The following is an 8,291-nucleotide window of genomic DNA, read 5'->3' on the forward strand; positions in this document are numbered from 1 at the left end:
CCATTGCTGACGACAATCCACAACACAGGAGACATGCAAGTATTGGTGGCACACAACGGCAACTGCTTGCAGAGCAGGCAACCGTCACACGAGCTCGAACTTCTCCTTTGGTCAACAGCTGTCGTAAAATGAACTGCTGAGATCGGCCATAAACGGACGATCAGATCAGCCTGGGTCAGACGCAAGCCGCTAACTGGGCAATAGGACAACTTTTACATTATCAAACGGCAAGCGACATAGGCTTGTCCGTCAAACTTACTGCTCGGAAACAGGAATGGGTCGACAACGCACCAGTACCGCCGCCAAGAACGACCTCAGCCATAAAGATGAGACCCCGCGCAGCGCGATGACCACGTGAGTGCAGTTTCTTGCAACGAACCGTCATCAGGTGGATTCGCCATGCTGACCAAGCTGCAGATGCGTGTCGCGGCGTGGCGGGCGCGTCGTCGGGCCCGAAAGCAAGCCTACGCGGCGAGAGCTGAACCGATGGACACCGGTATTGGGGCCGAGGCCCCCATTCGGACGAGATCGGAAGACCGTCTGAGAAGGGCGGTCTTCGCTGATCGGATCGCCACGGTCCTCTCGGAACTGAGCCCCCGCGAGGGACGCGTATTCGCCATTCGCGGTGGCTGGGGTTTCGGCAAGTCTTCCCTCAAGAACCTGGTCACAGAGCGGCTCGACACTAAGCAAGGCGCGGACTGGCTCGATTTCAATCCATGGCAATGGGGGGACGCTGATACGATCACCCGGGCTCTCTTCAGTCAGATAGCGGCTCGTTTGGGTGGGGATCATTCACCGGGTGCCCTCGACCGCGCGGAGGCGCTGCGACGCTACGGCGCGATCCTGGCTGGCAGTGGCACGTCGATCAAGAAATACGCGGGCAAAACTTCGTTTGTCTTGACGGTGGTGACCAACGCGTCGTTGGTCGCCATCGCCACGGGAATCGGCTTCCAACTCCCGACGGTAGCTAGGGTGGCGGCTTTTCTCCTTGGCGCCTCGGTTGTCGTGCCCATTTTGGGGCAGGTGATCTCGTTCTTCGCACCGGACCGCACCAAAGACTCGCTCGACAAGATCCGCAAAAACCTTGAAGAACGACTTCGTGAGCTCGACCGGCCACTTGTTGTGTTCGTCGACGACATCGATCGGCTTGAACCCATCAGATTCGAATACTGCTGCGGCAAGTGAAAGCCAATGCCAATCTGCCCAACATCGTTTTTGTTCTGCTTTTCCAGCCCAGCATCGTGGAGCGCGCGCTGGATCCCGTGGCCGATAATGATGGACGGGCCTTCCTAGAGAAGATCGTGCAGGCCAACTTCGACCTGCCGGCGGTGCCTCTTTCGATGGTCCATCAGTTGTTTGCGGCCGAACTCGAAGAGCTGGTAGGTGCTTATGCGACCACGGCGAATGGATTCTCGCAGAGGCGCTGGGGCAACGCCTATATCGGCTGCGTTCAGCCCTTGCTACGGAATCTGCGCGATGCGCGCCGCCTGATCTCGTCCATTGCGGTGCATCTCCCGCTGCATGTGGCGAGCGACGTGTTCGAGGTGAATATCGTCGACTTCCTTCTCCTTGAAACGCTGCGCGTCTTCGAACCGGACCTGCATCAAGCACTGTTCCGGGAGAGAAGGCTCCTTCTCCAGCGGGCGCGCTTTCGTGACGGCGGCCGGCGCGAGGCTGATCAGGCGGCGGCCGAGCAACTCCTGACGCTCGTGAAAACGGAGCGTCGAGACATCGCCCGGGATGCACTGAGGGATCTTTTCCCGCCGCTTGAATGGGCCTACGACGGAATGGAGTACGCGGACGATTTTCATCTCATGTGGATCGGCGAAAAGCGTGTGTGCACGACACGCTGCTTTCCACGCTACTTCGAGCTTCAAACAGCGCCCGGCGAAATTCCGGAAAGTGACTTCGTAGCGTTTCTCGACGCCGCGGCGACAAGAGACGGTCTCACTGCCGCGATCGACGGAGTGGAGGCTGAGGATCTGCTTACGTCGCTGGTCGCCAGGCTCGACGAAGCTGTCGAACGCCTTCCGGTGCAACACGCTGCGGTCCTGCTCCCCGGGATGTTTGTCATCGCTCAGAGGCTTGCCGGCATAGAAGAAGCTAACCCGTTCAGTTCTTCATGGGTATTAGCATGGCGCTCGACCAACCGATTTCTGAAACGAGTCGCTCCGGGAGAGAGAGGGGCGCTGGCACTCGACGCACTTCGACAGACCGAGGCATTGTCCGTGGGGTCATTGATAATCCATCTAAGTGACCCGGACACTCGGGGCCAGGAGTCCGGTCGGGCGTTCGAGCCGGCGCTTGACTTACACACTGTCGAGGCGATGAAGATCGAATGGCTTCGGATCATGAGGAACCGTGCTCTCGACACGAATGCGCTGCTCGCGCAACCGGACCTGTTAACGCAACTGTATACGTGGAGAGACTATGCGGGCACATTTGATGAACCTCGCACTTGGGTTACAGAAGTGACGAGCACCGACGCCGGATTCGCAAACCTGGTGATGCGATTGATGAAGACGACATCGAGCCACACTTGGGGTGATCACGTCTCCATTTCTCAAAGTACGTTCGATAGGGACACGATCGATGACTTCATTGGCATCGACGTCGCGAGGCACAGATGTGAAGCGATCGACCCGACCGACTTCCCCGACCGCGAGGTAGCCCTGCGGACCCTGCAAGGCGCATTCGAAGAATGGGATAGGCATACCACCGGCGCTGCCGGCTGAGCAGCGAGGGCAAGAAGCACGATGAGCCAGTATGCCGACTTTGCGCTGCGCGAGCTAAGGTACAACCGGAGCGATTACACGCAGATCTCGCGTTTTTACACAGCCGGAGCCGATTGCAGACCTTACTGAGACGTCGGAATCAGGAGCAACAACCTTCCATTACGCTTCCGCGTCTTCGAAGGACTTTCCAGATGCGACCCACGCCTTGACCCATGCCGGCTTTCGTCCCCGACCACTCCATCGTTGGTCCGGATCTTCTGGATTCCGGTACTTGGACTGCACGTTGCCTTGCTTTGGCGTTTTAGCGACTTTAATGGCGCGAAGCAGCTTTTCGGACAGTGTTCCGAGCAATGTGAGGTGCGGATCACGGCTCTGGCCCCATGCACGAGCAAACTGCGCAAATACGCGTCACCTCCCTCGCTAATGCCGAGCAAACGCTCCTTTCTTCCCGAGCTGTTTTATTTGGACGTTAGCCGCCTCGATTCGAACTACCCAGCGGTTCGTACCTTCGACCGTACTACTTAGCAGTCTGCAGCTGATAACAGCTCAGACGCACGAGTTTGTAACGCCGTGCATATGCGGATGAGGTTCAACACACTTACGTTACGTTCGCCTCGTTCAATCTTCCCCATATGGCTTCGGTCAATCTCAGCCATATAAGCAAGTTGCTCTTGAGATATTCCTTGGTTCTGCCGACAAGTTCGTATGGCGGCGCCAATTGCCACAAGCTGCTCAGAATTTTCATATCCGCCAAGTCTCATCCCCCAATCATTAGGTTTTGGGGCAAAATAGGCCACGGCATCTACGCCTCATTTCCTCAGGAGAGTCTCGTGAACAATTCGATCAGCCTACGTTCTCAACTTGCGCATGACGTACTACACAGCTCACCCTCTGCGGCGCTACCGTCAAATTTGACTGACCGTTGGCTAGATACCGCACTTCAGGGAGCAGAGCGAATAATTCAAGCTGATGAGAAAGCAGACTTCGAACTCGTGCGTATTCCTGTTGACCTGGTGCTGCATCTGCTAAGTCAGGAATTGGCATCCGGCGCGGTCAAGATGTCTGACGAGAAACTTTTTGACTACTTGGGACTGTATCGGATGGAACTAGCAATGGAAAAGCTGAGGCGGTGGGGGGTTGCTTTAGCTCCAGCGGCTGACAAAACGAATATCTTCGATACACCGAAGGGCTCACGCAGCCGACGCAAGACTGCCTCATGAGCACGCCGCTAGACACCTGCTTGCATCCATTCGTGAGAGCGACGCTAGGAAGCCATGCTGCCACGGCAGCCGAGCTCACACTGCAGATACTCCCACGATAGCCCAGTCTTGAAGCCGAATAGGATCTCTGTCAGGGCCGTTCGATCGCTAACCCGTAGCCGTCTGCCCTTAGCGATTGACGAGAGTTGGGCAGATTGGTGCGATGAGCGACCAGCTATCTTCAGGTAGGCTGTGTCAGGCGCTCGTACACGCCAACAGCCGTTATTTCAATCGTGCGCCGGACTATTATTAACAGCATACGATTACGTCCTACTGCTGAGTTTTGGAGGAGGCATGGCTTGTGTTCCCCGCTTCAGAGAGTCTGGGTTCAACCGCCGACCGTTCGGTTGTCATCGCTACGATGTCTATTCCCCCAAATTGCATCGGCAAATAACGCTTTTTGGCCGCCATGCGCTCGACCTCTGGATTACTTTGGAGGCTAGTAGTTCAGTGCTGAGCTATTGCGAACGCCCCATAATCATTCCAGGCAGCCGTCCAGTACGGGCCTTCGACTTCTGGGTGCAACGTGCGGAAGGCGAAGAACTACTCGTCTTGATGCGAAACCAAGTCCAGAAATCAAGCGATAACGAGGAACCCGCCTCGGACATTCAATCTCTCTCAGGCACGTCGGTCGAAGGTATTCCGATCAGATGCATCGATCCGGGCGACATGACTGACCACCAGATCACACTTGCGAACTGGGGATCGATCATCCGGGACTTGGCCGCATTCGAACGTTTCATCCCAGAGCCTCTTTGCAATGACGTGAAGGCGAGATTAGATACGCGAAAGTCGATCGCGCAACTTCAATCCGAATTATCAGACTTCGATGCCTCTACAGTTCGGCTGGCGATCTTCCAGCTGTTGCATCGAGGTGAGGCCGTATGTAGCGAACTTGCTACCCACAGACTTACCCGCAACCACGTCATCGCTCGCCCATGACCAGGGATTCCGGCAAACGTTTTGACAGACAAGCCCTTTTGCTTGGAGCCCCGCCCGTAGAGCTTTGGCCAAGCGTAGATACTTCCCATTTGCGATGGGATGAACAGAACAAGACAACCGCGCTTTGCCAAGCACTCTGGGACCTTTTTTCGGATGCTCCGATGCCAGTAGCGAGCATCCTCCGGCAATACGGGGTGCATAGGGAAACACTCTACCGCGCAGCGAGGAAGTGTCTGGCAAAGCATCCAGACGGAAAAATATGGGGATTTCGCGCAGCGTTGAAATATATCCGCATAAAGGCATACGAGCGCCAGACAGCAGTCCAGCCAGTTGCGTACGAGCGCACAGGCTGCGCAGGCGCTTTTTCCCAGCTGATGCGAGACTACCCTACGATCGAGCAGACCATCCGCAACGCCGTTCGTAACCGATGTCGGCCAGTCAGAGCGGGCAAACAAGTCAGGCAGCCAATCCGCGATATACATAGAGAGTTTATCAAAACGTGTAGAGATGCAGGAATTACAGCGGATAGATATCCTTTAAATACGGCGCGCCAAGCGCTCCGAAGCCTGAGTACTTTTATTAGCTCTCTCGTTAACGAGGACTTTGATATGGCTGTTTCACACGCGGGTGGAAAAAGCTCTCGTACCGCGCCAGGTGGGGTCGAGCAAGCACCGGCGGCGACCCGCCCATTCGATGTTGTCGAGTTCGATGGCCATCGAATGGATCTGCGTCTGACGATCAAGATGATTGACCCGTTTGGAATGGAACAAACGTTGGAGCTTCAGCGGGTATGGATCCTGGTCATACTCGATGTCTACACGCGAGCGGTGCTCGGCTATCACATAGCGTTGGGGCAAGAATATAACAAGGACGACGTCGCTGCTACGATACAAGCTGCGTTAACGCCGGCCCTCCCAAGACACTACAGAATTCCTGAGCTTATTGTTAAAGAAGGTGGCGGATTCCCGTCCGCAATCGTGCCCCAAACAGCTTTTGCATGTTGGGACTGGTTCCGTATGGATGGCGCCAAGTCACATCTGGCAGGCGACACCCTGATTCGCCTTAATCAAATAGTCGGGTGTTGGACCGATAACGGCCCGCCAGCAACTCCAAACGACCGACCGTATATAGAGCGATTTTTTCATCTTATAGCGCGGCATTTCGCTCATCGCCTTCCAGGAACCGTTGGAAGCTCACCGGACTCTATTGAGCGTGCGCTAAGTGATCCTAAAGGAGACTTGCGTCTTTTCGTTGAGTTGCCTGAATTGGAAGACATGGTCCATGTCCTTCAATCAAACTACAACGCAACGGCCCACTCAGGCGTGGGAGGGAAGACACCGTTGGAAGCCATGGCATATTCCGTGAGGTCACCGGATTGGGAGGTGCGAACCGTACCGATGCCACTGCGCAGCAATTTATGCTTGATGCAAGAAGCCAGAATCGTACAGATCAAAGGATCGGCAGCATCGGGCACGCGTCCGCATATCAACTTCTGTCATGTGCGCTACACCAGCACGATCCTGGCCGGTAACTCGGGACTTATAGGCCGGAAGGTCAGAATTTATTACGACGTTCGAGATATCCGCGCAGTGAAGGCTTTTTTCGAAGATGGCACTGAACTGGGCGTACTAACTGCCGCTCGGCCGTGGAATCTCACTCCGCATTCGCTGCGCTTACGCCAAGAAATTCATCGACTTATCGCTGAGCGCAAGTTAATACTGACACACGATGAATGCCCAGTTGTAGCCTGGACTCGCTACAGGTGGCGTCAGGTAAAGACTAGCAAACGAGCCGTGAACGCTCTCGCGAAGGCTCAGCTTAGCATGGTGCCTCATATCGAGCTGCCTCCGCCAACCTCGGCTGATCTCTCAACAGCATGTCGCGTTGCTGATGTGCTCCCTAGTACTCCAGAGATCCCACCAGCCTCGCAATGCGAGACAGTAATAACCTCAGAAACCGTGCCTGCAGATCCGCCTAAGCCGAAAGTACTGAAGATCCGTCGCACAATTACCTTTTAATGAGGCAAGGAATGTCGAACATTCATGAACGCCCGATCTTGGTCGAACAGCATCCTGTAACGCGACATCAGTACATCATTCCGACGCCTACCATTGACGCGCTGATGCTCAAGATAAAAAAACTTGTCCGAATGCACACACCAGGCGCAGTCATTTTCGCCTATCCTCGTTTCGGAAAAACCTACGGTATTCGATACGTTAAGAATGCACTTCAGTACGATTACCCTGGGGTAGTTTGCCTGTCCTGTGGTACCGAAGCAAAGAAAGCGCCGTCTGAAGACGCATTCTTCACGATGCTTCTTGAAGCCTCAGGGCACCCTAACGCACTGACCGGTTCTGTAACACGTAAGCGCCGCCGACTTAACGAGCGAATTGCTGAACTTGTCGACGCTTCCGGTCACAACTGGTTCGTAATCTTCGCTGACGAAGCCCAACGCCTAGAAGTTCTTGAGTATGAGTGGTTGCGTGATGTACACGACTGTCTGGAACGCAAGGGCATACGAATGATTACGCTGTTAGTGGGGCAACCTCAGCTCCTCAACCAGAAGACGGCATTGCGACAAAGTAACCATACTCAAATTATTCTGCGCTTCATGATTGCTGAGATGCGCTTCGACGGCTTAGCAGATGCGGACAGCCTTGCAACATGTCTGCAAGGTTACGATGAGGCAGTGTATCCTCCCGCCACCGAGTGGACCTACACAAGATTCTTTTATCCTCAAGCATTCGATGCAGGTTTTCGCTTGGTAGACCAGGCGTCAGCAGTATGGGAGGCCTTCATGCGAGCGCACTTAAAGTCGCGCATTGCTGTGCCGTTGGAAATCCCAATGCAATACTTCGCCCACACGATAGAGATCGCATTGGAAACGAACATGAAGCACGACATGTTGGACTTCAAGTTCACTCCGAAGATGTGGGACGAGGCAGTCGCAGAGTCGCTTTTTTCCGAGGCACTGCAAGAACTCTATCTAGGCATGCCTTCCAATTGATCGGGTGCCACGATGGAAACTGGCCGGATTCTTCTCGACACTTATCGCGCAGAGTCAGAGCAATGGTCCTGGCGGCCGGCTTGGCACATTCGCGGGGAATCAGTGTGCACGCTTTTCTGGAAGTTTGCCCAGCTAAACCAGATAACGGCAAAGGAGCTCGCTCAACTCGTTGCGAACCGAACTTCGGGGCGGCGAACCGCAATATGCATTAAGCCCGATGTTGAATCGCCCCGGCTTTCGTGGAGGCCGGTTAGTGTGAGTCAGGCCGGAATGGCTTGACTGCTCAGTTGCTTGTAATAGTTTGCCTCAGCTTCGGCTGGCGGTATATAGCCGAGCGGTGCGAGTAGG

General features: G+C 55.0%; 6 protein-coding genes and 2 pseudogenes. 5 read left to right on the forward strand and 3 right to left on the reverse strand.

Annotated elements, in window-relative coordinates; all coding sequences use genetic code 11:
* The first annotated feature begins 486 nt into the window (after positions 1-486).
* Positions 487-2,735: pseudogene (locus tag C2862_RS24190) on the forward strand (P-loop NTPase fold protein).
* A gap of 159 nt (positions 2,736-2,894) precedes the next feature.
* Here C2862_RS24190 and C2862_RS26055 read toward each other — a convergent pair.
* From C2862_RS26055 to C2862_RS24205, 3 genes and pseudogenes are all read right to left on the reverse strand, one after another.
* On the reverse strand, positions 2,895-3,017 hold the full coding sequence (locus C2862_RS26055) for an H-NS histone family protein (RefSeq protein WP_229467585.1): 123 nt from the start codon (positions 3,015-3,017) through the stop codon (positions 2,895-2,897).
* Between the two features lie 76 nt (positions 3,018-3,093).
* Positions 3,094-3,193 (reverse strand): annotated as a pseudogene (locus C2862_RS24200) (transposase); the annotation flags it as partial.
* A gap of 63 nt (positions 3,194-3,256) precedes the next feature.
* On the reverse strand, positions 3,257-3,496 hold the full coding sequence (locus tag C2862_RS24205) for a helix-turn-helix domain-containing protein (RefSeq protein WP_136223503.1): 240 nt from the start codon (positions 3,494-3,496) through the stop codon (positions 3,257-3,259).
* Between the two features lie 69 nt (positions 3,497-3,565).
* Between C2862_RS24205 and C2862_RS24210 the strand changes: the two genes are divergently transcribed.
* From C2862_RS24210 to C2862_RS24225, 4 genes are all read left to right on the forward strand, one after another.
* Positions 3,566-3,955: a hypothetical protein gene (locus tag C2862_RS24210; RefSeq protein ID WP_136223493.1), complete on the forward strand. Its 390-nt coding sequence runs from the start codon at positions 3,566-3,568 to the stop codon at positions 3,953-3,955.
* A gap of 333 nt (positions 3,956-4,288) precedes the next feature.
* A complete protein-coding gene (locus tag C2862_RS24215) occupies positions 4,289-4,936 on the forward strand; it encodes a hypothetical protein (protein WP_136223495.1) in 648 nt (215 codons plus the stop codon).
* A 608-nt stretch (positions 4,937-5,544) separates the two neighbouring features.
* Complete coding sequence (locus tag C2862_RS24220; RefSeq protein ID WP_168710159.1) at positions 5,545-6,954, forward strand: Mu transposase C-terminal domain-containing protein; 1,410 nt, start codon at positions 5,545-5,547, stop codon at positions 6,952-6,954.
* Between the two features lie 11 nt (positions 6,955-6,965).
* Entirely contained in the window at positions 6,966-7,943 is a 978-nt protein-coding gene (locus C2862_RS24225) for an ATP-binding protein (protein ID WP_136223499.1), read from the forward strand.
* Positions 7,944-8,291: the final 348 nt, after the last annotated feature.

It is taken from the genome of Massilia sp. Mn16-1_5 (genome assembly GCF_004798585.1).
Taxonomy (GTDB): domain Bacteria; phylum Pseudomonadota; class Gammaproteobacteria; order Burkholderiales; family Burkholderiaceae_D; genus Telluria.

What these genes read in the sequence shown, in the direction of transcription:
- C2862_RS24220 (WP_168710159.1), top strand. Translation starts at nt 5,545, where the DNA reads ATGGCTGTTTCACACGCGGGTGGAAAAAGCTCTCGTACCGCGCCAGGT.
- C2862_RS24225 (WP_136223499.1), top strand. Translation starts at nt 6,966, where the DNA reads ATGTCGAACATTCATGAACGCCCGATCTTGGTCGAACAGCATCCTGTA.
- C2862_RS24205 (WP_136223503.1), bottom strand. Translation starts at nt 3,496, where the DNA reads ATGAGACTTGGCGGATATGAAAATTCTGAGCAGCTTGTGGCAATTGGC.
- C2862_RS24215 (WP_136223495.1), top strand. Translation starts at nt 4,289, where the DNA reads ATGGCTTGTGTTCCCCGCTTCAGAGAGTCTGGGTTCAACCGCCGACCG.